This window comes from Streptococcus marmotae, from assembly GCF_001623565.1.
GTDB lineage: Bacteria > Bacillota > Bacilli > Lactobacillales > Streptococcaceae > Streptococcus > Streptococcus marmotae.
The window spans coordinates 1,137,501-1,159,252 of sequence record NZ_CP015196.1; the positions used below are offsets into that span (position 1 = coordinate 1,137,501).

Consider the following 21,752-nt stretch of genomic DNA (forward strand, 5'->3'; position numbering starts at 1 on the left):
GTCTTCTCTTTTTTGATGTTGACGCAATCAAAATCCGCTTTTTGAAGTTTTCATCTTCCGAAATCCAAAGGCATTTCGTTTAATGACTTTGATAAGATTGTTGGTAGCTTCCAATTTAGCGTTGGAATAAGGTAATTCCAAGGCGTTTAAAATCTTGTCCTTATCCTTTAGAAACGTCATAAATACCGTCTGGAAAATAGGGTTAACAGTGGCTATTTCTTGTTCAATTAGGTCAAAGAAATGATCTGAGTTTTCTCTTGGAAATGGAATAAAAGAAGTTGATAGAGTTCATAATGTTGTCGTAACTCATCTGAGTAGGATAGGAGCTTGTCTAAGATTTCCTTATTGATCAAATGCATGCGAAAGGTCGGGCGGTAAAACCGCTTGTCACTGAGTTTACGACTGTCCTGTTGGAGTAAATCAGTCCAGTGGACTGATTTAGCCCGAGCTCAGAAATAAAAAAGCGAGGTTTCCAGTAGCGTTTTAAGACACAGTATTTCTGGGATTTTCTGTCGAATTGATTCATGATTTGTATGCGGACACGGTTCATAGCACGACTGAGGTGTTGTACAACGTGGAAGCGATCAAGTACTATTTTGGCATGTAGGAGTGAAACGGTCTGGGAATAGACTGTTTCAGCCTGAGCTCAGAAATTGGCTCTTTTCAGAGTTTGATGTTAAATGAGTGTGACTTGAATTTTTTCTATACTTGTTTAAAGATGCAAAACCGATTCTTAGTTTGAGTAAGAATCGGTTTGTATTTGATTTAAAAATGTAATTCATCTGGTAAGACAATTGTTTCCTGGCCTTTTTTATCAATTACAAGTAATTTTCGTGGATAGAGTGGGTCATATGGAATCTGTAAGTCAATGGAGATAGCATTTTGATAATGCTCTTGTGAAAAGGTGATAGTTATTTTTCCTTTGTTATTTGTGAGTTGAAATCGGATAATGGATTTCAAGGGGATAACGTGTTTTAGGTAGTTGTCAATGATATACCAAATGCTATCTATGACGTTTCCTGGTAGTGAGGTGACAGTGCTGAAGCTAGCATATCTGCCGGTAGTATTTGTAAATGCCATAATTATTCCTCTTATTTGTAAGAAAAAAGCCTGAAAATCAGGTTTTTCTGCATGCAACTTTAACGATTTCGTAGTTCTAAATATCGTTTGTACCAAATATTGACATAGGCTTGAGAGAAGGGGCCGCGTTTGTTATTGATCCAGTCTACGAGGATTTTGACGTTTTCTTTGAGAATGAAGTCAATGTCAGCTGGATACTTCATCTGTCTACGGTGACGTTCGTATTCATCAACATCTAATAAGCGTTTTTCCCCATCGACAAAGACTTTGACATCAAGGTCGTAGTCAATGTATTTGAGGGCTTCGTTGTCAAGAACGAAAGGACTTGCTAGATTGCAGTAATAGGAAACACCGTTTTCACGGATCATGGCAATGATGTTAAACCAATATTTCTTATGAAAATAGACAATGGCGGGTTCTCTAGTGACCCAACGTCTGCCATCATTTTCGGTGACCAAGGTATGATTGTTTACACCGATAATAGCATTTTCTGTTGTTTTTAGTACCATGGTATCGCGCCAGGTGCGGTGCAATAAACCATCATGTTTATAACTCTGAATTGTAATAAAGTCGCCTTCTTTTGGTAATTTCACTTGGTTACCAACTTTCTACAATTTAAGTTTAATCTCCATTATTATATCATAACTTTTAAGGAATAGGAAAAATTTTTACTGGCTCTTGTTCTTTGTTCGGAAATTGAAGGCTTATTTGTCAGAGAAATTCGCGTAAGGCACTTTTTAGTTGCTGGTAATCGTAACCTTTGCGCATGAGAGCTTGTATTAAGCGTTGTTTCAATTCATAACCGTCGTATTTGCGACTATATTTGCGGTATTGTTTCTCAAGTTCTTTTTGAAGGAGTTCTTCTTCTAGTTCTTCATCGGATGTCAATTCGAGAGAGCGTTGAGCAGCCTTCGCTTGTGTATAGGTAAATCCTTTTGTCATCAACGATTGGATTAACTTATCCTGCAAAGCTTTATGAGGGAGTTTGCTGGAATATGTTCTGCATACCTTTTGGGCAACACGCTCTGCAATTGCTGTAAAATCCATCTTTTGGAGTTCTTCTTCAATGAGTGAAAGAGCAATACCTTTTTGAGACAGTTTTTGCTTGAGAACGTGTGGTCCCTTGTCGCCGGATAATTGGTTTTGGTATAGAAAGGTTTCAACATATTTTGAGTCATTAATCCAATTGTCAGCCTCAAGGTTGTCAAGAATTTTAGGAATAATACTTGGTTCAAGCTCGTATTTCTCCAAATAGAGTTGGACTTCCTTGCGGGTACGTTGTTTGAAAGAGAGATAGTAGAGTGCAAGATTTTTTCCGTAGGATAGCTGGGCAAAGGTTTGAATTTCAATCAGTTCTGCTGGTGTGATGTCCTTGTCTTTGCTGAGCATGAAACGAACAATGGTATCTTCTGTAATGTAGAGTTGCTGTTCCTTATCTAGTTCGAGGAGATAGAGTCGCTTTTTCTTTTCAAGTTTTGTAATTTTCATTCTTTCATTATACACGAAATTTAGGTAAAATAGTATCATGAGAATACAAGTAAAACAACGGTTTGCCCTAAAGATTAAGCGAATGGGGATCAATGGCGAAGGAATTGGTTTTTATCAGAGGACCTTGGTTTTTGTTCCTGGAGCTTTAAAGGGTGAGGAAGTCTATTGTCAGGTGACGGCTGTCAAACGAAATTTTGTCGAGGCTCGGTTGCTCAAGGTCAATCGTCCTTCCAAGTTTCGAGTAGAGCCAGAATGCCCTTTATATGAGGCATGTGGTGGCTGTCAAATCATGCATTTGCGATATGATCGTCAGTTGGACTTTAAAACAGATTTGTTGCAACAAGCACTGAAGAAATTTCAACCAGCTGGTTTTGAAGGGTATGAGATTCGGCCGACAATTGGGATGAAAGAGCCGAAATATTATCGTGCTAAATTACAGTTTCAAGTGCGTCCGATTAAAGGGAAAGTACAGGCTGGCTTGTATGCGGAGCATTCTCATCGCTTGATTGCCATTCAGGATTGTTTGGTACAAGATCAGGTGACACAGGCTGTAATCAATCACGTGACGATTTTATTAACCAAGCACCGGATTCCGATTTATGATGAGCGTAGGAGTGGTGGCATTCGGACGGTCATGGTAAGACGAGCTCGGGAGACTGGTGAGATTCAGTTGATTTTTGTGATCTCTAGTCAAGTTAACTTAACTCGATTAGTAAAAGAACTTGTAGAGGAATTTCCAAAAATTGTGACGGTAGCAGTCAATTGGCACACCAAGAAGTCCAGTGAGATTTATGGCGATAAGACAGAAATTATTTGGGGTCAGGAGGCTATTCGTGAGTCTGTCTTGGATTATATATTTTCCCTTTCTCCGCGTGCTTTTTACCAGTTGAATCCAGAGCAGACAGAAATTCTGTATGGGGAAGCTGTTAAGGCACTAGATATTCAAGGGCATGAGCAGTTGATTGATGCCTATTGTGGTGTAGGAACGATTGGCTTTGCCTTTGCAAAAAAGGTGAAGAGTTTGCGTGGAATGGATATTATTCCAGAAGCCATTGAGGATGCGAAACGCAATGCGGCAGTGCTAGGATTGGATAATACCCATTATGAAGCAGGATTTGCGGAGGAGATTATTCCACGTTGGTACAAGGAAGGGTATCGGGCTGATGCCCTCATTGTCGATCCGCCGAGGACAGGATTAGATGAGCGATTACTTGAAACCATTGTGCGTTATCAACCAGAAAAAATGGTCTATGTATCCTGCAATGTATCAACCTTGGCACGTGATTTGGTTCAGTTGGCAAAGGTCTATCAAGTAGACTATATTCAGTCAGTTGATATGTTTCCCCATACCGCAAGGACCGAGTGTGTGGTGAAGCTACAAAAAAGGGATGCTGAAAAACCTGTATTTTAAGCAGATTCTCCACTATTATATTTTTAGTTAGACATTAGTTTTGAAGATTTACGTAAAGATGATATGTTAGATTTATTTTTTGGCTTGCTAAATTTCAAGTTCAAGTTAGCCAGTCTGTAAAAATTCTCTAGGAGATTTGTAACCCAATATCTTCTTTGGATAGTTATTAATCCAGTTTTCAATAAATGCGACTTGTTGCTGCGTCGCAGTTTTGCTTCCCTTAGGCAACCAACGCCGGATGAGTCTATTATGATTCTCATTAGTTCCTCTCTCCCAAGAGGAATAAGGATGGGCATAATAAATGTTCTCAGGATCAAAAACATCTGCCAAGCGACTGAATTCAGGCCCGTTATCAGCTGTGATTGAGTTAATTTGATACTCTCTGAGGATCATTTTCAGAGCTTGATTGACTGAAGACGCGGACTTATCGGGAATAAGCGGGAATAAGTCGGATGATTTGATAACGACTCTTTCTATCAGTTAGAGTCAACAGACACTCGTTTTTTGCCCGTGTTTGAATAACCGTATCAATTTCAACATCACCAACATTCTCACGCTGATTAATGCTTTTTGGCCGTTCCTCAATCGATTTTCCAGCCGGCTTAAAGTTGGGACTCGCTTGCTTTTTCTTCGTTTTCTCTTTTCGAGGATAAAGCATGTCATCCTTGGTCAATCCTAAGTGTCCATGATGAATCCAGTAGTAAATGGTGGAGACGGAGACAGGTATCCCTTTTGCTTTTACCATCATCTCAGGAGAGTATTTCTGTTTGATGTAGTGAAGAATCTTTTCTTTGAGTCCCTTGGTTAGGGAAGCCTGCTTCACAGAATGTTTACGATTGTTTTGATAGGCTTCTTGAGCGAAGTCAGCTGAGTAGATTATTTCAAATTTTCCTTTACGCACTTGTTGTCTAACCTGACCACGTTTGACTTCGTTGTGAATAGTTTGAGGAGCTTTTTCTAATCTTCTAGCGATTTCACGATTTGAGAACCCTTCTTGAAGCCAACGCTCAATCATTCTACGCTCAGCTAGTGTCAAATGTCTTCTTTTTGGTGTATAATAGTTTTGCATCTCAGAATCTTTCTAATTGTTGTTGTGGTGATTACAATTATATCTTTCTGAGATGTTTTTTAATGCCCTTGACTGGCTAACTTCATTTTAGAACTTTCGTTATTTTTTGGCTTGAGTGGAGTTTTCATTCGTTTTTTAGAATTACCATCATACTGAAAGATAGTACATTAAAAGAAAACGAATATCCTAGCACTGCACTCCAATAATGAGGCAATAGAAAAACATTTTTTATGCACCCAATTTCCTGTACTTTACAGGAGACGGGTCAGTTAATCTCTGTTGAATTCTATAAATCAAAAAATCTAAAGCTGTATAGTGCTAACTCTGATACAATAGATGATTTTTTAAGGTTTGTTTGATTAGAGTAAGTAGATGACAGTTTGAGGAAAGAACTTAATAAGATCCAGAAAACCTTAAATAATCTACATCGTCAGGGGAAACAACTGGTAACGATGAGACTAGAGAATTGAGTGATGCAATATATCAAGCTAAGTATTCCAAAATACCAAACATACTAAGAGTAGTAGTGAAGAAAGCTCCGACGAGAGAGAGTACTCACTACTTTTTCTTTATGTTAAAGTAGAAGTGTCTTATTAAGTCGTGCTCTCTTTAGGGGCTAGACGTCGCATCAAAAACTGGCAAGACACCTGTTTGACATGTTATAAAAAATAAGTTGCCAAATACTTGCTTATCACGTTTAGATTCAAAAAGATTGACTATTATTGATTGCGTTATAATTTGGTTAGGATTCTTTTTTATACTGGAAGTGTAAAAAGATGAGGAGGTACAATATGACCATTCTTTTAGAAATCAAGGGGTTGACAAAACAATATCACAATCAGCTAGTGCTTAATCAAGTTTCCATTCAGGTGGAAAAAGGGACAGTTTATGGTCTATTAGGCCCGAATGGTGCTGGGAAGTCAACCCTCTTAAAATTGATTACAAGGACGATTCCAAAAACTTCAGGTGAGATTCTATTTGAAAATCACCCCTTAGAGGTCAGTGATCTACGGCGGATAGGTGCGATTATTGAACATCCAGCTATTTATCCTAACCTGACTGCTTATGAAAATTTAGAAGTGTTAGCTACCTTATTGCAGATAGAAAAGGCTAGAATCAATGAGGTACTCATGATTGTTTCTTTGAGTCAGACAGGTAAGAAATTGGTTAAGGAATTTTCCTTAGGGATGAAGCAACGGCTTGGAATTGCTATGGCCTTGTTGAATCATCCTTCTTTGTTGATTTTGGATGAGCCGACAAATGGTCTAGATCCTCTTGGTATTCAGGAGCTGAGAGAACTGATTCGTAGTCTTTCGCAGGAGGGGATGACCATCATTTTATCAAGTCATATTTTAAGTGAGGTTCAGCAGGTAGCAGATAAAATTGGCATTATCAATCAAGGGCATGTCAGCTATGAGGGAGAAAATAGTACTAGCCAAGCTGAATTGGAGAACTTGTTTATGGAGATAATCAAACGAGAAGGAGTGTCACAATGATGCGATACCTAAAAACCGAATGGATAAAAGAAAGGAGAGCTGCGAATGCCCAACTAGTCTATCTTGTACCCATTGTTTTTGTTGTTTTTAATGTGCTCATGGTCAGTCTTATGGGGGAAAGTCCAGCTGGGAAAAGTTATCTAATGGCTACGTCTTTTAATTGGTACCCTATTCTCATTTTACCGATTGTATTGAGTCTTTTAGTGGTCAATATCATTGGGAAAGAAAAAACAGAGCATCTTGATCTGTACCGTAGGCAAAATGTGAGTATGGTAGGGCTGTTGCTATCTAAGCAACTGATGGTCATTGCTGAACTCCTACTGATTTTTGTTTTGTCCTCCCTTGCAGTCTATGCTGTTGGAAGACTCATGTTTCATGAAGTTATCTTTCTTAGTATGCTTGCGTTAGCAACGCTATGTCTCTTTATAGGGAGTTTACCGATTGTTGCTCTATCATTTTTGTTAATGAAAGTGATCCAGAAAAAGATACCAGTTATTCTCATCAATTTTATCTGTACCTTTCCAGCTGCGCTGATTGCACCGACTAGCAAATGGTTTTTCTTTCCTTGGTGCTACAATTTGCGAATATTGAGCCCAGTGGTTGGCGTACATCCAAATGGAACCTTTCTGGAAACAGGCTCTCCCTTGTTGCATTTAGAGGCGACTTATCTGGGATTGGTTCTGAGCTTACTGGTTTTTCTTCTTACTATCTTGTTGACAGTAGTCATAGAAAGGAGGTTCAGTCATGCTTAGGATGCTCCAATCGTACTGGCAGAGAACTAAGCGAACACCCGTAAGAATAATCATCTGGCTCTGTCCGTTAGTGTTTGCTCTCGTCTGTATTGCCTATATGTCTAGTTCACCAGCCATCAAAGGCCATGAAGTTGATGCTTTCTTTGAGGGGTATGCTATCGTTGCTTCTTTTTCGATTAGCTTTTTTGTTCCGATGTTGTACGAAATTGATCAACAAGCAGGTCGCTATGGCAATGAATTGCGCTCTGGCATATCTAGGACAATACTCTTTATAGCTCGTTTTTTATTTATCGCCTTGCTGCTAGCTGTGATTGAATTATTAGCGGTACTTCCTTTTCTTATGTTTCTACTATTTACAGGAATCACTGTGCACATCTTTGATTTTCTATGTTTACTAGCGCTGTGTCTTATTACGCTAATGAGCATAATTCCTACTTATCAATTTCTGAGCTTGAAATTCCAGTATTCAGGCAGTATCGGACTGGGGGCTTTCTTTACCCTAGCAAGTTTATTACTCGGGACAACGGAGTTAGGGCAGAATATTTGGTATTTCTTTCCCTATGTTTATCCGATTAAATTAGTATTTAGTTATGCGAAGCAGACACTTAGCTTAGAGGAATTGATGATGTTTGGCGTTTTTTCAATCTTTTTTATGTTCATTAGTCTTTTCCTATTTTCTTTTTGGTATAATAAATGGGATGGCACGGTCAAATTGGAGGAATAAAATGAAGCTGCTAATCATAGACGACGATGTGGATTTGTTGAAGTTGTTAAGACAGACCTTTGAAAAAGAATATCAGGTGGAGACTCTTGATGATGCTCGAAAACTTGAGCCGAACCAATTAAATAGATATGATTTGATGATTCTAGATGTGATGATGCCTGGAATGAGTGGTTTTGATTTTTTAGAGAAATACCGCTCGCTTATTGATGTCCCAGTTCTCTTATTAACGGCAAAAGATTTTGAACAAGACAAGGTTGAGGGCTTTGCCCTAGGAGCGGATGATTATATAACCAAACCGTTTTCTCTGAAAGAAATCAGAGCAAGAGTTGCAGCGCATTTGCGGAGGGAACGACGAGAAAAGCATACAAGACTGGTTGATTACCCAGTATCTTGTGATTTGCTCTCGAGACGAATCTATGTAGACAATCTTGAAATTCCTTTAACCAGTAGCGAATATGAAATTTGCATATTATTGTTGAACAATAAGTCACAAGTATTTTCCAAGGAGAGAATCTACACAAGTGTCTATGGATATGATGCAAGTGGTGATAGTACAACGACTATTACAGAGAGGATAAAGTTGATTCGCAGTAAATTTGAAGAGGGACAAATCAATCCAATTAAAACAATTTGGGGAGTGGGCTACAAATGGGAAATACAAAGAGTTTGACGTATTTAATCAGCAAGTATGCTATCTTAGAATTGCTGTATACCCTGTTGGTTATTGTGTCCTTTTTTCTTAGCTTGAATTTTCTCATCAATAGGGGCTGGATTTATCCCGCTAATCATGCAGATAGGGTCTCAAGCAAGATTGGAACAGCCTTTCAAGATCCTGATTGGACACCGACAGAAGTCCCTTTTTATTATGATATACTCTACGTAGAGAATGGAGAAGTTCTAAAAAATACCATAGAGAAAAGATTTGATGATCAGGTTATCAAAGCCAGGAAAGATGGACAGGTTATAGGAGATGAGATTATTGGCTCCCGCGTTTTTAAGTTCTATCAAGTAAATCAGAAAGAACTAGTTCTCAGCTATACGATTAGTGTCATACCAACTTCTGAAAAAATGTATCGATTCTGCAAGAATTTTGAAGTCGTGTATCTGACGACTTTTTTCGCTGTTTGGTTATTAGGATTTGCCGGCATGATTATCCGCTCTTCAGGCATTTTAAAAAAGGAAATTCGGAAGATTTCCGAAGATAATGATCATATCAAGAATATGGAGTTAGATTATGAACGTTCCTTTTCTCAGTATGAAGAGATTGATGGAGTGCTACAGTCGCTAGATATTCTGTCTCGTGATTTAAAGGAGACCTTGAGTGCGCAGTGGGATATGCAGATGCGGCAAAAAGAGATGATTGAAGCTGTTACCCACGATATTCGCACTCCAATTACCTTGATTAGAGGGAATATCGAACTATTGCAGGAAGACTATCCTGACCTTTCTAGCGAGCGTGTGTCTGATATTGTTAATGGCATGGAGCGCCTAGAAAGCTATATTGAAAAGTTGAAACATTTCTCCTATTTGATTGAAAATAAGAAGGAAGAGGTGCGCGCAGAAGTTTTGGATTATTGGATTGCTCTCTTATCTAGTATGTGCCGTGCCAATGGTGTTGAATTAAGCATTCTTCAAAGAGAGAAGAGTCTAGTTCAATTGGATAAGGAGGCAATTGCGGTTGCTTTACAAAATCTCCTAACGAATGCTATGGAACATTCAGACAAGGGAAGTTGCATTTCGGTATCCTTTTGTGATAGCAGAAATGAGTTTTCCATTCTGGTCAGAGATGAAGGAAGCGGATTTGATCGAGCTCTATTGCCTGTTTTGACCAAAAAATTTATTTCCAGTAAGACCAGCGAGGTGGCTAGTAAACACGGTTTGGGCTTATCTATTGTCAATAAGATTGTCACCGCAAATAATGGCAAGCTGTATTTGAGTAATCGTGTAGATGCTCCTAGAGGTGCAGAAGTGAAAATGGTGTTTCAAAAAGAAATGAAAGCTTAGTTTTTTAAGGAAGCAAGTACCTATCGGGCTTCCTTTTTTATTTGACTGTCTTTCAGATTTCATGTATGACGTCGTTGTCTTTCCTTATCGAATGCCAATGTTAAATTAAAACGGCGAGTTAGCAAATATAAAACGTTTTCTTTTGAAAAATTCTTACATGAAATTTTCAAATATGATAGAATAGTCCTTTAGTAATATAAAGGAGATAAAAATGCCGAAAAATTTTAAGGAAGCATTCTTGTTTACCACCTTGATGTGTGGTTTGATGGTTTTTGGAATGAGCTGTTGGAATCTGTTTTTGGTTGGGAAACTGTCATGGAGTTCCCTTGTGATGGGGTTTGGCCCCGCTTTTCTTGTTGCTTTTGCCCTAGATATGCTAGTTGTAGGACCAGTTGCGAAAAAAATTGCCTTTAGCTTATTGGGCAAGCTGCCCGCTCCTGTCAAGGATTGGCAGAAAATCCTTATCATTTCAGGGACAATTGGCCTTTTTATGGTGTCGTTCATGTCCTTTTATGGACTTGTCATAAATGGAGTTCCTTTAAGTTTTGCTCTTTATGGTAAGGCTTGGTTGAGCAATGCAGTTATGGCGCTACCGTTAAATTTCTTGGTAGCAGGTCCACTCGCACGTTTGCTATTCAGGCAGATGATGTTTCTTGTTGCGTCACGGCCAGAGGGAGCCTAGGGAATTTTTTGAAGTGGGGGGCTCTTTTAGCTTGCATTTACTAGGGAAATGCCCTATACTTAAGGTGGTTATGACCAATAAAGGAGAAGATGACATGGCTGAGATATCTGGAACAAAGCCTCTTTACCTTCAGCTTGTTGAGATACTTGAAGCAAAAATTCGTGAGACGATGGAGGCAAATGAGAAACTACTTTCTGAGAGAGAATTGACTCATGTCTATGGAGTCAGTCGGATTACAGTTCGGTTAGCCTTGCAAGAATTAGAGAAACGTGGCATGGTTTACAAAGTTCATGGGAAAGGAACCTTTGTTTCAGAAGTAAGTAGCCCGGCGGTTGACTTATCTACGGCTTACAGCTTTACAGATCAGATGCGACGTGTCGGTCGTGTTCCGAAAACGAAGATTTTATCTTTCCAGCGCATTCAGGCAACCGATTATTTAGCTCAGCGTCTGCAGGTCGCACTTGGTGAGCCAATCTTTGAATTGGAGCGTTTGCGGTTGGCGGACGGTATTCCAATGATGCTGGAGCGGACTTATGTACCTGCTTTGATTTTTGATTCTTTGTCGGAAAAAAAATTGCAATCAAGACCCTTGTATGAAATTTTTGCGGAAGATTTTGGGCAAATTATTCGCCTTGCGGAAGAGGAATTTTATGCTAGTATAGCCTTAGAAAATGAGGCCCGCCTACTCGGCATTCAAAATGGTGATGCAGTGCTGCATTTGATTCGTAAGACCTATAATGATAAAAATCGTATCATTGAATATACGTTTAGTATTGCGCGTGCTGACCAATTTCGCTATAAGATTAGCCATACACGTGGAGAATAGTACTTGTCAACTCATCTTGAAAAATTGTTGGGAAAGCATCTCTCACAATTGTCAATAGTATAAAAGAACTGTAAAACGGAGCCGAAACAGGCTCCGTTTTAATGTTTATTCGCAACAATTTCAAATTTAAAGAACTTCCAATGCTTGTAGGTTTCAATATATTCCAGTACTTCCTCACTTCCATTTCTTTTAGTGGTCCGAATTTGAAGAATACTTGGTTCATTGGGCTGGAGTTTTAGATGTTTAGCTACTTCTGATGGAGTTGGGAAGGCTACTTCGTTTGTTTCAGAATAAAGTTCTTCTGACATGTGAAGATTAAAGTCCAATTTGAAGCGTTGATAGATAGAGCGGAAATGCTCTAAGGGTGCTTCTGGCTCTTGAATGTAACGAGTTGGGATATAGGATTGATGATAGATGTAAGGAACACCGTCGGCAGATCGGACTCGGATAATTTTATAGTAGTAATCATTTTTATCAAGATGCAATTTCTCTAAGATGCGTGGGTCATTCCCCTTTTCACAAGAGAGTACCGATACGCTATCCTGCTCAAGCGGAAAGATCTCTACATCAGAAAATTCGACCAGTTTCCCTTTTCGCGAACGAGAAACAAAGGTGCCTTTTCCCTGCTGGCGGACGAGATAGCCGTCTTTTACGAGCTCGGTAACGGCTCGGATAACAGTGATTGAGCTGACATTATAGAGTTTGGTTAATTCTGTTTCAGTATAAAACTTATCTCCGTTTTCAAATTTTCCTGAGATGATTTGTTGACGCAAGTCATTTTGCACCTGTTGGTACTTAGGGATTTTCATGATGATTCCTTTCTGTTAGTATTTTCTATTTATTATACTAAATTTTTTCAAAAAAAGAAACTTTTTTCAAAAAAACAACTGGACATAACCACACATTTGTGTTAATATATTGATAAAGATAAGAAAACGGTTACAAGGAGGGTATTGTGGATACTTTTCAAGTTAAAGAAGACTTTTACCTAAATAATCAACCGTTTAAGATTTTATCTGGAGCGATTCATTATTTTCGGGTACATCCAGATGATTGGTATCATTCCCTGTACAATTTGAAAGCACTAGGCTTTAATACAGTAGAAACCTATGTTCCGTGGAATTTACATGAACCACAAAAAGGGGCTTTCACTACAGAGGGAATAGTGGACATCGAACGCTTTTTAAGCATAGCGCAGGAACTTGGTCTATATGCCATTGTTCGCCCCTCACCTTACATTTGTGCAGAATGGGAGTGGGGTGGTTTACCAGCCTGGCTATTAGCGGAGCAGGTGCGTGTACGGTCAAGTGATCCAAGCTATTTGAGGCATGTAGAAGACTATTACGCTTTCTTATTGCCAATACTAGCTAAGCACCAATTATCGCAAGGTGGCAACATCTTGATGTTCCAAGTGGAAAATGAATATGGTTCCTATGGAGAAGAAAAAGCCTACCTGAGAGCAATCGCAGAATTGATGAGAAAGTACGGCTTAACAGCACCTTTCTTCACCTCAGATGGTCCATGGAGGGCAACCTTACGAACTGGAACGTTAATCGAAGATGATATCTTGGTGACTGGGAATTTTGGTTCTAAGGCAGCTGAGAATTTTGACCAACTACAAGCCTTCTTTGATGAACATGGCAAGAAGTGGCCGCTCATGTGTATGGAATTCTGGGATGGCTGGTTCAATCGTTGGGGTGACGAAGTTATTCGCAGAGATCCAGATGAGCTAGCTGTAGCTGTCATGGAGACCATTGAACGAGGAAGTATCAATCTCTATATGTTCCATGGTGGCACCAATTTTGGCTTTATGAATGGCTGTTCGGCCAGAGGTCAGGTGGATTTACCACAAGTCACTTCTTATGATTATGATGCGATTTTAGATGAAGCAGGAAATCCAACTAAGAAGTTTTATAAATTACAAGAGCTGATGAAAAAAAGCTATCCGCAACTTGATTATGCAGAGCCATTGGTCAAAGAAGCGAAGGAGTACCCAACGGTATCCTTAAATGATAAGGTGAGCTTATTTTCTGTTCTTGAAAATGTAAGCGATCGCCAAGAAGCCTTCTACCCCAAATCAATGGAAGAACTTGGTCAGAATGTTGGTTATACGTGTTATCGCACGCGGATTGAGAAAGATAAGGTAGAAGCAGAACGCTTGAGAATTATTGATGCTAGGGATCGCGTGCAGGTATTTCTAGCAGGTGAGAAAGTTGCGACACAATATCAGGAAGAAATCGGTGAGGATATCTTCTTGAATCAGCTAGCAAAAGAAACAGACTTGACGATTTTAGTCGAAAATATGGGGCGCGTGAATTATGGTCATAAGTTGACCGCACCGACGCAACGAAAAGGACTAGGTCGTGGGGTTATGGCAGATTTACACTTTATTGGTCGGTGGGAAATGTATCCACTGCCACTTGATAGGATTCAGGAGCTAGATTTTACCAAAGCATGGCAAGAAAATCAGCCAGCCTTCTATCGCTATCAGATCCATGTGGAACAGCCTCAAGATACCTATCTTGATATGACTGGTTTTGGAAAAGGTGTTGTCTTTGTAAATCAACAAAATATAGGTCGTTTCTGGGAACGAGGACCAATCCTTTCCCTCTATATACCAAAAGGATACTTAAAGAAAGGAGAAAATAACATTATTGTCTTTGAAACAGAGGGCACATATAGAGAGAATCTTCGTTTCTCATCAGAACCAATCTATAAAGATATATTATAAAATGCAAAAGGAGAGTATACTATGGCAATTATAGGAGTTCGTATTGATGGTCGGTTGATCCATGGACAAGTAGCCAATCTTTGGACTACAAAATTAAATATTTCACGGATTATGGTAGTAGACAATGATGTTGTCAACAATGACATTGAAAAATCTGGTTTAAAACTAGCTTGTCCAGCAGGAGTGAAATTGTCTATTTTACCGGTTGAGAAAGCTGCAGCAAATATCTTAGCAGGAAAATATGATTCCCAACGTCTCTTTATCGTGGCAAAACGTCCAGCTCCAATCTTGGGCTTGGTCGAACAGGGCGTGACAATTCCAGAATTAAATGTCGGAAATATGTCTCAAACACCTGAAACACGTTCTGTCACTCGTTCAGTAAACGTGGTAGATGAGGATATCAAGGTCTTTGATGGCTTGAATGCCAAAGGCGTGAAATTGATTCATCAAATGGTGCCAGGTGACACTGCAAAAGACTTCTTACCATTGCTTGCGAAGGTGAGATAAGATTATTCGGTTACATTTGTCTTTGTTTCGACTTCGGAATGAGGGCATGAAACAATTATAAAAAATTTTTAGGAGGTTACATCATGATTCAATGGTGGCAAATTCTTTTACTTACCTTGTACTCAGCTTATCAAATCTGTGATGAGTTGACCATCGTATCATCTGCTGGTTCACCTGTATTTGCAGGATTCATTACTGGTCTTATTATGGGAGATTTGAAGACTGGTTTGTTTATCGGTGGTTCACTTCAATTGGTAGTGCTTGGTGTTGGTACTTTCGGTGGTGCATCTCGTATTGATGCGACATCTGGTGCGGTCTTGGCAACTGCCTTCTCAGTAGCGCAAGGGATTGAGGCTGAGCTTGCAATCTCAACAATTGCGGTACCAGTAGCAGCGCTCCTTACTTATGCCGATATTCTCGGTCGTTTCTCAACTACTTACTTTGCTCACCGTGTGGACGCTGCAGTTGAACGCTTTGACTACAAAGGAATTGAGCGCAACTATCTTCTAGGTGCGATTCCTTGGGCAGCTTCCCGTGCAGTTCCTGTCTTCCTTGCTCTAGCTTTTGGTGGTGATTTCGTTCAAACCATGGTTACAGCTATTGATAGTGTAAAATGGGTTGCAGCTGGTTTGACTCTTGCAGCTCGTATGCTTCCAGGTCTCGGATTTGCAATCTTGCTTCACTACCTTCCACTTAAACGCAATCTTCACTACCTTGGTATGGGATTTGCGATTACTGCCATGATGACAACTGTATTTGGTGGTCTTCAAACTCTTAGTGGTGCTGTTGGCACACTTGCAGGTGCTTACAATGAATCAGCAGAAGCAGCAATCGGCTTCTCATCATCAGCATTTGATAAAGGTTTACCAATGGTTGCAATCGCCGTAATCGGTATCGGTCTTGCAGTTCTTCATTATAAGAATGGCCAAAATGTGACTGTCGTTGCAGCTCCGACTAATGCAGAAAGTGGGGAAATTGAAGATGATGAAATCTAATTACAAACTGACTAAAGAAGATTTTAATCAAATTAACAAACGTAGCATGTTCACCTACCAACTTGGTTGGAACTATGAACGGATGCAGGGTTCAGGTTATCTCTATATGCTTTTGCCACAACTTCGTAAAATGTACGGAGATGGCACTCCTGAGCTAAAAGAAATGATGCAATTGCATACCCAATTCTTTAATACATCACCATTCTTCCATACGATTATCGCAGGGATTGACCTTGCCTTGGAAGAAAATGAGGGTGTTGCTTCTAAAGATGCGGTAAACGGTGTGAAAACTGGCTTGATGGGACCATTTGCTCCTATCGGAGACTCAATCTTTGGTTCTCTTGTTCCGGCGATTATGGGATCTATTGCAGCGACTCAAGCAAAAGCTAACTCTCCTATCGGTATTGCCATGTGGATTGCTGTAGCAGTTGTCTATGATATCTTCCGTTGGAAACAGTTGGAGTTCGCGTATAAAGAAGGGACAACTCTTGTCACAACAATGCGCAGCAAATTGACTGCCCTTGTTGATGCAGCTTCTGTTCTTGGGGTCTTCATGCTTGGTGCGATGATTGCAACCATGATTAACGTTGATGTGACTTGGACACCACATATCGGTGACAAGGCAATCATGATTCAAGACATGATCAACCAAATCTTCCCACGCTTGGTACCAGCAGTGATTACAGGTGCTATCTTCTGGTTGCTAGGTCGTAAAGGTATGACTTCTACAAAAGCAATCTTGTTGATTATTGCAGCAGCACTTACTCTATCAGCTCTAGGTCACTTCGCATTTGGAATGATGTAAGGTATCCTCTATGAGTAAACATTTAGTATTAGTAAGCCATGGACAATTTTGCGAGGGCTTGAAGCAAAGTACCGAAATGATTATGGGTCCACAGGACAATATTCATACTGTATCTTTGCTCCCTGCAGAAGGTCCAGAAGAATTTCAGGCAAAATTTTTAGATACGATTGAAGGATTAGACGATTTCGTTGTCTTTGCAGACTTGCTCGGTGGGACACCTTGTAACGTAGTTAGTAAACTCATTTTAGAGGGACGCACGATTGAGCTATACGCAGGAATGAATATGCCAATGGTCATTCGTTTTATCAACGATGCTCTTCTTGGTACGACATCACGCTATGATGAAAGCACGTCAGAATACGTCCAATATGTGAATGATGTATTAAAAGGCATGTTAGATGACGACGATGATGAATAGTCTTTAAGTATCCAAAGGGTGACCCGTAATGAAGCGGGTCCTCTTTGATTTTTTCTTGTTTTTGCTGATGCTCAATGAAAATCAAAAAATAGCTATTTCATCTTATAAATATTTATTCTTTAAGAAAATGGATTAAACGAAGTGATCTAAAGGGTACATTCGAAATAGTGGAAAGGCTAGCAATAGCAAAGTAGTTGCTAGTCACGGCATTTTTGAGACCCTGGGATCAAGATTGCTTGCGAGCGCACTATTTAAGAAAGTATCCCAAAGTGCTGATTTTGATTTTAATTGAGTATGAATTGGTGTATAATAAAAAATAAGAGTAAAGGAGAAACGATGATTGAAATTTGTCCATTTGGAAGTGAGAAAGCTAAAAAATATTGTTTGGTCAACGCAAGAGGAATGCAGGTGACTGTGACGAATTTTGGAGCACGGATTGTGGAAATTTTGCTTCCTGTTGAAGAAGATGGTAGCTTACGCAATATCAGCCTATCTGCTTCTTCAGATGAAGAATATAAGACAAAAGATCCCTATCCTGGAGCGACGATTGTACCAGTTGCAGGTCGCATTTCAAAGGCACAGGCAGAGATTAAAGGAAGGATCTATCACTTTACAGAAAATGAACCAGGTCGAACTTTGCATGGTGGTGTGAATACGGCTAATGAACAGTATTGGGATGTGGAACTTGATGAAGTGGCTAATGCTGTTTGTTTTTCAATCGAGCTGGCCGATGGTTTCAATGGCTTTCCGGGGAATGTGCGGGTCAAGGCCTGCTATCGCTTGACCGAGGAGAATGCACTTGAGATTAGCTATAAAGCTCAATCAGACAAGGATACGATTTTTAATCCGACTAATCATGTCTACTTTAATCTAACCGGAGATGTTCGGCAAGATGTGGCTGACCACCAGATTCGCATTGCAGCCGAAACCTATGCGCCACTAGGAGAGGATAATCTGCCTCTTGGAAGATTAGAGCCTGTTGAGGGGACACCATTTGATTTCCGACTTGGAGGAACGTTTGCCCAAGGATTTACCTTGGAACATCCGCAAAATCAATTGGTTAAAGGTTATGATCATCCTTGGGTCTTGAATCAGGTAGCAGAGCCAGTTGAGGTGATTAGTCCAGATCAGCGTATTCGTTTGACGGTTACAACCAATCAACCAGCAGTTGTGATTTATACCTATAATTTTCCAAGTCAGGATATGGCAGTCTTTCATGGTGCCTTTAGTTTGGAATGTCAAGGGCTACCCAATGCTTGTAATCTAGCTGATTTTGGTCCAATCTTATTAGAGAAAGATCAACTATTCCAGCATAAGACGATTTATAAATTTACGTGGGAGTGAAGTAGACAATAAAACACAGGAAGTAGTTCCTGTGTTTTATTGTTTAAATTTATACTGACTATATCCACCAAATACGATAATCCAAATTGTTGATCCGATTGCTCCCCAAATGGTTGCTTCTTGGAGGAACAAGGTTGCAAAGACAAAAAGGAAGAAAGTAATCGTAAGGGGATTCAGGATACGATAGGCGGGCATTAAGTAACCGTCTGCGAGAAAATCTGTTGATTTTCGGTAGTTGAGATGGGCGAGCATGACGAGGATATAAATAGCGATATAGACCCCAGAAGAAGAGGCTGTAATGAGGGTAAAGGCGTCAGATACTCCTGGTAAGACACTGATAGCAGCGGCAAAAGCAATGACAATTGCCGAGGCAATAATGGCATTTTGTGGAACATTTTGCCGAGAGAGGGTATGAATGTTTAGTCGTTTCAAGAAGCTGTTAGGCGAATCATGAGCAATCTGATAGAGATGACGTCCTGTTGAATACAACGTTGAATTGAGGGCAGATGCTGCAGAAGTCAAAACCACAAAATTAATCAATCCAGCAGCCCATTTGATACCGGCTAATTCAAACACAGTTACAAAAGGAGAACCAGCAGTTGCTAAGTTTCCCCAAGGGATGATTGCCATAATCGCAAGCAAAGCTCCTCCGTAAAAAAAGACAATGCGTAAAGGGATTTCCTTGATAGCTTTTGGAAGAACTTGACGGGGATTTTCTGTTTCAGCTGTTGTTACACCGATGAATTCCATCATGAGATAGGCAAAAAAGACCATTTGAAAGGCAACGATAAAGTTTAGAGTCCCATTTGGAAAAAGAGTAAATCCTTCGCTGATATTGCTTAGACTAGCAATGCCGAATGGTGTTTTGAACCCAGTTAAAACCATGAAAATAGCAGTAGCAATGAGGGCTAGGATAGCGATGATTTTAATCATTGCAAACCAAAATTCGACTTCCCCAAAGATACGTACCGCAATTAAATTGACAAGGCTTAATAGTAACAAAAAGACTAGTTGAATGATCCAAGAGGGCCAAGTTGGAAACCAGAATTGAACATACTCAGCGACAGCAGTAATTTCTGCCATGCCAATAAATACAACAGATAGCCAGTAGGACCAGCCGGCAAAATATCCCCACCCTTTTCCAAGGTAATGGGTAATAAAATTAATAAAGGTATGCTGGTCTGGATCACGATAGAGCATCTCTCCAATCGCTCGCATCATGAGATACATAAAGCCGCCTGTTATCATATAAATAAAGAGGATAGAAGGACCTGTCAAACTGATAGAGCGGCCTGCTCCAAGGAATAATCCGGTTCCAATTGTGCCTGCGATGGCCATGATTTGGACGTGTCGATTTTGAAGGCTCCTGTCCATCTTATTCGGTGTCTGGTGCGATTTCTCACTCATAGTTTGTCTCTCCTTAACGTCATTGTATGGTATGAATTTTATCATAAATTGTGCTTATTGTAAGCTATGGGACATTAAGTAAAACGTTTACCTAAAATGTTGTCAGAAGAAAGCGTTTTTTACTGTAAAACTTCCCTATTTTTCTCCCTTTTCCCATTGGAATATGCTATAATGGGGGAAAAATGAATAAAGGTGGAAACATGAATACGATTGATCTTTCCATTCCTGTGGCTCAAGTCATTGAAGAACATCCTGAGGTACTTGAGATTTTAGTTGAACTTGGTTTTACTCCGCTAGCAAATCCTTTGATGCGTCAGACACTTGGAAAAACGGTGTCGCTCAAGCAAGGAGCTAAGATGAAAGGGATTGATTTGACCTATATCCAGTCAACTTTAGAGTGGAATGGCTATGATGTCATTGGAGGACAAGCATGACAGACGAACGCATTCAGATCTTAAAGGATATTTTACTGGATTTGCACCAAGGGGCGAGTCCAGATAGTGTTCAAGAGCGATTTAATCAAGCCTTTGCTGGGGTATCTGCCATTGAAATTTCGCTTATGGAGCATGAATTGATGAATTCTGATTCGGGAGTGACCTTTGAAGATGTCATGGCCTTGTGTGATGTCCATGCCAATCTATTTAAACAAGCGATTCAGAATGTAGAGGTGGCAGATGCTGATCAGGCAGGTCATCCGGTACGTGTTTTTAAAGATGAAAACTTAGCCTTACGAGCAGCTCTAATCCGGATTCGCCGTTTGTTAGAGAGTTATGAGCAGGCAGAAGATTCGGCCATTCGCACGGAAATCATCAAAGGCTTGCAGCGTCAACTAGTCTTGTTAGGGCAGTTTGACAACCATTATCGGCGCAAGGAAGAATTGTTCTTTCCCTTGATGGAGAAATACGGACATGATTCACCACCCAAGGTGATGTGGGGAGTGGATGATCAAATTCGGGACTTGTTTGCGCTTGTACAAAAGGACAGTCAGCAATTAGAAGAGCAAGGAATTGAGGCTTTACAAGAGAGTTTTGAAGCTTTTGCAGTCGAATTTGAAAGTATGATTTTCAAGGAAGAATCAATCTTATTGCTGATTCTGCTCGAATGCTTTACGCAAGATGATTGGCTACAAATTGCAGGAGAAAGTGATACATTTGGCTATGCGATTATTCGTCCCAAGGAGAAATGGACACCAGAAAGACAACACTTTACCTCAGAGAGAAAAGAAGAAGCTGTTTCAGAAGTCGTAGGGACTGAGCAGGTGATTCATCATAGGATTGATACACCTGATGGAGAATTAAGCATTTCCTTTACGCCTAAAAAGCAATCAGAACAAGAAACACAGGCCTTTGGAAATGGCTATTTGTCTGTTGAACAGGCGAACTTGATATTGAATCATTTGCCCATGGAAATTACCTTTGTGAATAAGGATGATATTTTCCAGTATTATAATGATGCGGTACCGAGCGAGGAGATGATTTTCAAACGCACGCCAAGTCAGGTTGGACGGAATGTAGAGCTGTGCCACCCGCCTAAATTATTACCAAAGGTACGGGCGATTTTCACCGCCTTGCGTGAGGGGCGTAAGGACAAATTTGAAATGTGGTTCAACTCTGAATCCCGTGGTCAATTTGTTCATGTGACCTACAAAGCTGTACGTAATGCTACTGGTGAATTTCAAGGAGTCTTGGAATATGTTCAAGATATTGCGCCCTATCGGGCAATTGAAACAGATGTGTATAGGGAGATTGACGAATGAGTTATGAACAGGAATTTCTAAAAGAATTCGAGGCTTGGGTCAATACTCAAGTGATGATCAATGAAATGGCTATGGAAGAAAGCCGCCGCGTCTTGGAAGAAGACAAGGATGAGCGTGCAGCGGATGCCTACATTCGCTATGAAAGCAAGGTAGATGCCTATCGCTTTATTCAGGGAAAATTCGCCAACTATGCTGCGGGCAAAGGATTCCATGATTTACCGGATGAACTGTTTGGCAAACGAAGTTATTAAGGATAA

22 protein-coding genes and 2 pseudogenes (1 of these 24 only partly in view) are annotated in these 21,752 nt (G+C 40.0%); 17 read left to right on the forward strand and 7 right to left on the reverse strand.

Annotated elements, in window-relative coordinates:
* The 4 genes and pseudogenes from A4H00_RS05875 to recX all read right to left on the reverse strand — a co-directional run.
* Positions 1 to 604, reverse strand: a pseudogene (locus A4H00_RS05875) (transposase); its annotated part reaches 25 nt to the left of the window's first position; the annotation flags it as partial.
* A gap of 161 nt (positions 605 to 765) precedes the next feature.
* Positions 766 to 1,080 carry a DUF960 domain-containing protein gene (locus A4H00_RS05880; RefSeq protein WP_067088119.1) on the reverse strand — a complete coding sequence of 105 codons (315 nt, stop codon included), beginning with the start codon at positions 1,078 to 1,080 and terminating at the stop codon, positions 766 to 768.
* A gap of 59 nt (positions 1,081 to 1,139) precedes the next feature.
* Positions 1,140 to 1,673 (reverse strand): nucleoside tri-diphosphate phosphatase, encoded by a 534-nt coding sequence (gene ntdP, locus A4H00_RS05885; protein WP_067088121.1) that lies wholly within the window; start codon positions 1,671 to 1,673, stop codon positions 1,140 to 1,142.
* Positions 1,674 to 1,791: 118 nt separating this feature from the next.
* On the reverse strand, positions 1,792 to 2,568 hold the full coding sequence (gene recX / locus A4H00_RS05890) for a recombination regulator RecX (RefSeq protein ID WP_067088123.1): 777 nt from the start codon (positions 2,566 to 2,568) through the stop codon (positions 1,792 to 1,794).
* A 37-nt stretch (positions 2,569 to 2,605) separates the two neighbouring features.
* Here recX and rlmD point away from each other — a divergent pair, with 37 nt between their 5' ends.
* Positions 2,606 to 3,979, forward strand: coding sequence for a 23S rRNA (uracil(1939)-C(5))-methyltransferase RlmD (rlmD, locus tag A4H00_RS05895; RefSeq protein WP_067088124.1), 1,374 nt, complete (start codon positions 2,606 to 2,608; stop codon positions 3,977 to 3,979).
* Positions 3,980 to 4,084: 105 nt separating this feature from the next.
* On the opposite strand, the pseudogene A4H00_RS05900 reads toward rlmD, so the two are convergent.
* Positions 4,085 to 5,048 (reverse strand): annotated as a pseudogene (locus A4H00_RS05900) (IS30 family transposase).
* A gap of 791 nt (positions 5,049 to 5,839) precedes the next feature.
* Between A4H00_RS05900 and A4H00_RS05905 the strand changes: the two are divergent.
* The 7 genes from A4H00_RS05905 to A4H00_RS05935 all read left to right on the forward strand — a co-directional run bounded on the left by A4H00_RS05905 (position 5,840) and on the right by A4H00_RS05935 (position 11,532).
* Positions 5,840 to 6,544 carry a lantibiotic protection ABC transporter ATP-binding subunit gene (locus A4H00_RS05905; RefSeq protein ID WP_067088126.1) on the forward strand — a complete coding sequence of 235 codons (705 nt, stop codon included), beginning with the start codon at positions 5,840 to 5,842 and terminating at the stop codon, positions 6,542 to 6,544.
* Complete coding sequence (locus tag A4H00_RS05910) at positions 6,541 to 7,296, forward strand: lantibiotic immunity ABC transporter MutE/EpiE family permease subunit (RefSeq protein WP_067088128.1); 756 nt, start codon at positions 6,541 to 6,543, stop codon at positions 7,294 to 7,296. The genes A4H00_RS05905 and A4H00_RS05910 overlap by 4 nt, the downstream gene beginning before the upstream one ends.
* Positions 7,289 to 8,020: an ABC-2 family transporter permease gene (locus A4H00_RS05915; RefSeq protein ID WP_067088129.1), complete on the forward strand. Its 732-nt coding sequence runs from the start codon at positions 7,289 to 7,291 to the stop codon at positions 8,018 to 8,020. Before A4H00_RS05910 ends, A4H00_RS05915 begins: the two co-directional genes overlap by 8 nt.
* Before the next feature lies 1 nt (position 8,021).
* Positions 8,022 to 8,690, forward strand: coding sequence for a response regulator transcription factor (locus tag A4H00_RS05920; RefSeq protein WP_067088131.1), 669 nt, complete (start codon positions 8,022 to 8,024; stop codon positions 8,688 to 8,690).
* On the forward strand, positions 8,669 to 10,024 hold the full coding sequence (locus A4H00_RS05925; protein ID WP_067088133.1) for a sensor histidine kinase: 1,356 nt from the start codon (positions 8,669 to 8,671) through the stop codon (positions 10,022 to 10,024). Before A4H00_RS05920 ends, A4H00_RS05925 begins: the two co-directional genes overlap by 22 nt.
* A 211-nt stretch (positions 10,025 to 10,235) precedes the next feature.
* A complete protein-coding gene (locus A4H00_RS05930) occupies positions 10,236 to 10,706 on the forward strand; it encodes a DUF2798 domain-containing protein (RefSeq protein WP_067088134.1) in 471 nt (156 codons plus the stop codon).
* A 94-nt stretch (positions 10,707 to 10,800) separates the two neighbouring features.
* Positions 10,801 to 11,532 (forward strand): GntR family transcriptional regulator, encoded by a 732-nt coding sequence (locus A4H00_RS05935; protein WP_067088135.1) that lies wholly within the window; start codon positions 10,801 to 10,803, stop codon positions 11,530 to 11,532.
* Between the two features lie 98 nt (positions 11,533 to 11,630).
* Here the strand turns inward: A4H00_RS05935 and A4H00_RS05940 are convergent, their stop codons facing one another.
* A complete protein-coding gene (locus A4H00_RS05940; RefSeq protein ID WP_067088137.1) occupies positions 11,631 to 12,341 on the reverse strand; it encodes a GntR family transcriptional regulator in 711 nt (236 codons plus the stop codon).
* A 146-nt stretch (positions 12,342 to 12,487) separates the two neighbouring features.
* On the opposite strand from A4H00_RS05940, the gene A4H00_RS05945 reads away from it, so the two are divergent.
* The 6 genes from A4H00_RS05945 (at position 12,488) to A4H00_RS05970 (ending at position 18,332) form a co-directional block, all read left to right on the forward strand.
* On the forward strand, positions 12,488 to 14,263 hold the full coding sequence (locus tag A4H00_RS05945; protein WP_067088139.1) for a glycoside hydrolase family 35 protein: 1,776 nt from the start codon (positions 12,488 to 12,490) through the stop codon (positions 14,261 to 14,263).
* A 21-nt stretch (positions 14,264 to 14,284) separates the two neighbouring features.
* Positions 14,285 to 14,770: a PTS sugar transporter subunit IIB gene (locus A4H00_RS05950; RefSeq protein ID WP_067088141.1), complete on the forward strand. Its 486-nt coding sequence runs from the start codon at positions 14,285 to 14,287 to the stop codon at positions 14,768 to 14,770.
* An 83-nt stretch (positions 14,771 to 14,853) separates the two neighbouring features.
* Positions 14,854 to 15,765, forward strand: coding sequence for a PTS mannose/fructose/sorbose/N-acetylgalactosamine transporter subunit IIC (locus A4H00_RS05955; RefSeq protein ID WP_067088143.1), 912 nt, complete (start codon positions 14,854 to 14,856; stop codon positions 15,763 to 15,765).
* Positions 15,752 to 16,570: a PTS system mannose/fructose/sorbose family transporter subunit IID gene (locus tag A4H00_RS05960; protein ID WP_067088145.1), complete on the forward strand. Its 819-nt coding sequence runs from the start codon at positions 15,752 to 15,754 to the stop codon at positions 16,568 to 16,570. Before A4H00_RS05955 ends, A4H00_RS05960 begins: the two co-directional genes overlap by 14 nt.
* 10 nt (positions 16,571 to 16,580) lie before the next feature.
* A complete protein-coding gene (locus A4H00_RS05965; RefSeq protein WP_067088147.1) occupies positions 16,581 to 16,988 on the forward strand; it encodes a PTS sugar transporter subunit IIA in 408 nt (135 codons plus the stop codon).
* 336 nt (positions 16,989 to 17,324) lie between these two features.
* Positions 17,325 to 18,332 (forward strand): aldose epimerase family protein, encoded by a 1,008-nt coding sequence (locus A4H00_RS05970; RefSeq protein WP_067088149.1) that lies wholly within the window; start codon positions 17,325 to 17,327, stop codon positions 18,330 to 18,332.
* Positions 18,333 to 18,368: 36 nt separating this feature from the next.
* Here A4H00_RS05970 and A4H00_RS05975 read toward each other — a convergent pair whose 3' ends face one another.
* A complete protein-coding gene (locus A4H00_RS05975) occupies positions 18,369 to 19,739 on the reverse strand; it encodes an amino acid permease (RefSeq protein ID WP_067088151.1) in 1,371 nt (456 codons plus the stop codon).
* A gap of 200 nt (positions 19,740 to 19,939) precedes the next feature.
* Between A4H00_RS05975 and A4H00_RS05980 the strand changes: the two genes are divergently transcribed.
* The 3 genes from A4H00_RS05980 to A4H00_RS05990 are packed head-to-tail and all read left to right on the forward strand — an operon-like array spanning position 19,940 to position 21,746.
* Positions 19,940 to 20,173 (forward strand): DUF1858 domain-containing protein, encoded by a 234-nt coding sequence (locus A4H00_RS05980; protein WP_067091519.1) that lies wholly within the window; start codon positions 19,940 to 19,942, stop codon positions 20,171 to 20,173.
* Positions 20,170 to 21,495, forward strand: coding sequence for a DUF438 domain-containing protein (locus A4H00_RS05985; RefSeq protein ID WP_067088153.1), 1,326 nt, complete (start codon positions 20,170 to 20,172; stop codon positions 21,493 to 21,495). Before A4H00_RS05980 ends, A4H00_RS05985 begins: the two co-directional genes overlap by 4 nt.
* Positions 21,492 to 21,746, forward strand: coding sequence for a DUF1912 family protein (locus A4H00_RS05990; protein ID WP_067088155.1), 255 nt, complete (start codon positions 21,492 to 21,494; stop codon positions 21,744 to 21,746). Before A4H00_RS05985 ends, A4H00_RS05990 begins: the two co-directional genes overlap by 4 nt.
* The last annotated feature ends 6 nt before the right edge of the window (positions 21,747 to 21,752 follow it).

Bases quoted from the DNA above. Each gene is read 5' to 3' on its own strand.
- A4H00_RS05965 (WP_067088147.1), top strand. From the start codon at position 16,581: ATGAGTAAACATTTAGTATTAGTAAGCCATGGACAATTTTGCGAGGGC.
- A4H00_RS05940 (WP_067088137.1), bottom strand. From the start codon at position 12,341: ATGAAAATCCCTAAGTACCAACAGGTGCAAAATGACTTGCGTCAACAA.
- A4H00_RS05975 (WP_067088151.1), bottom strand. From the start codon at position 19,739: ATGAGTGAGAAATCGCACCAGACACCGAATAAGATGGACAGGAGCCTT.
- rlmD (WP_067088124.1), top strand. From the start codon at position 2,606: ATGAGAATACAAGTAAAACAACGGTTTGCCCTAAAGATTAAGCGAATG.
- A4H00_RS05905 (WP_067088126.1), top strand. From the start codon at position 5,840: ATGACCATTCTTTTAGAAATCAAGGGGTTGACAAAACAATATCACAAT.
- A4H00_RS05880 (WP_067088119.1), bottom strand. From the start codon at position 1,080: ATGGCATTTACAAATACTACCGGCAGATATGCTAGCTTCAGCACTGTC.
- A4H00_RS05915 (WP_067088129.1), top strand. From the start codon at position 7,289: ATGCTTAGGATGCTCCAATCGTACTGGCAGAGAACTAAGCGAACACCC.
- A4H00_RS05930 (WP_067088134.1), top strand. From the start codon at position 10,236: ATGCCGAAAAATTTTAAGGAAGCATTCTTGTTTACCACCTTGATGTGT.
- A4H00_RS05990 (WP_067088155.1), top strand. From the start codon at position 21,492: ATGAGTTATGAACAGGAATTTCTAAAAGAATTCGAGGCTTGGGTCAAT.
- A4H00_RS05970 (WP_067088149.1), top strand. From the start codon at position 17,325: ATGATTGAAATTTGTCCATTTGGAAGTGAGAAAGCTAAAAAATATTGT.
- A4H00_RS05960 (WP_067088145.1), top strand. From the start codon at position 15,752: ATGATGAAATCTAATTACAAACTGACTAAAGAAGATTTTAATCAAATT.
- A4H00_RS05920 (WP_067088131.1), top strand. From the start codon at position 8,022: ATGAAGCTGCTAATCATAGACGACGATGTGGATTTGTTGAAGTTGTTA.
- A4H00_RS05910 (WP_067088128.1), top strand. From the start codon at position 6,541: ATGATGCGATACCTAAAAACCGAATGGATAAAAGAAAGGAGAGCTGCG.
- A4H00_RS05985 (WP_067088153.1), top strand. From the start codon at position 20,170: ATGACAGACGAACGCATTCAGATCTTAAAGGATATTTTACTGGATTTG.
- recX (WP_067088123.1), bottom strand. From the start codon at position 2,568: ATGAAAATTACAAAACTTGAAAAGAAAAAGCGACTCTATCTCCTCGAA.
- A4H00_RS05925 (WP_067088133.1), top strand. From the start codon at position 8,669: ATGGGAAATACAAAGAGTTTGACGTATTTAATCAGCAAGTATGCTATC.
- A4H00_RS05935 (WP_067088135.1), top strand. From the start codon at position 10,801: ATGGCTGAGATATCTGGAACAAAGCCTCTTTACCTTCAGCTTGTTGAG.
- A4H00_RS05980 (WP_067091519.1), top strand. From the start codon at position 19,940: ATGAATACGATTGATCTTTCCATTCCTGTGGCTCAAGTCATTGAAGAA.
- A4H00_RS05950 (WP_067088141.1), top strand. From the start codon at position 14,285: ATGGCAATTATAGGAGTTCGTATTGATGGTCGGTTGATCCATGGACAA.
- A4H00_RS05955 (WP_067088143.1), top strand. From the start codon at position 14,854: ATGATTCAATGGTGGCAAATTCTTTTACTTACCTTGTACTCAGCTTAT.